At 62.9% G+C, this 568-nt stretch carries 2 protein-coding genes; one reads left to right on the plus strand and one right to left on the minus strand.

Annotated elements, in window-relative coordinates:
• Positions 1-328: ferrochelatase (locus tag AB1L30_RS00595; RefSeq protein WP_367011411.1), on the minus strand; the 328-nt coding region annotated here is incomplete at its 3' end.
• Between the two features lie 39 nt (positions 329-367).
• Between AB1L30_RS00595 and AB1L30_RS00600 the strand changes: the two genes are divergently transcribed.
• Positions 368-568: hypothetical protein (locus AB1L30_RS00600; protein WP_367011412.1), on the plus strand; the 201-nt coding region annotated here is incomplete at its 3' end.

The following is a 568-nucleotide window of genomic DNA, read 5'->3' on the forward strand; positions in this document are numbered from 1 at the left end:
GTTCGGCCAGCATGGCGACGAACCTGGGGTCGGTCCCCGCCGAGTCGGCCCGGACCATGTTCAGGCCGATCTCGTTACAAGCCAGCTTCGCCTCCTCGTCCAGGTCGAACAGGACCTCCATGTGGTCGGAGATGAAGCCGATCGGGTGGACGACCGCGTCGGCGACCCCTTGGGACCGTAGGTCCTTCAGGTGGTCGACGATGTCCGGCTCCAGCCAGGGGTCTTGCGGCCGACCGCTCCGGCTCTGGTAGACGAGCGACCAGCGAGACTCGGGAAGGCCGACGGCCTCGGCGAAACGGCCGCTTCCGGCGTTTCTGTCAGGCTTCACAAGAGCCTTAAGATTGTGGCCGACCAAATAGGTCGGCGCGTGCGATCGTCGAGATCTTCAGCGGTCAGCAGCACTTGGGCCGCATGCCGACCGTTATCACGCAGGGCCCGGCGAATCAATAACTTCACCGTCGGCGAGAATGGTTTCTTCCAGCAAGACCTGCACAACTATCAGGTGAATCTGAGCAAGCGGAACGCGACCGGTGGTTTGGTCAGCTTGCGCAGCGTTACCCAGTACGAC

The organism is Bremerella sp. JC817 (genome assembly GCF_040718835.1).
Lineage (GTDB): Bacteria > Planctomycetota > Planctomycetia > Pirellulales > Pirellulaceae > Bremerella.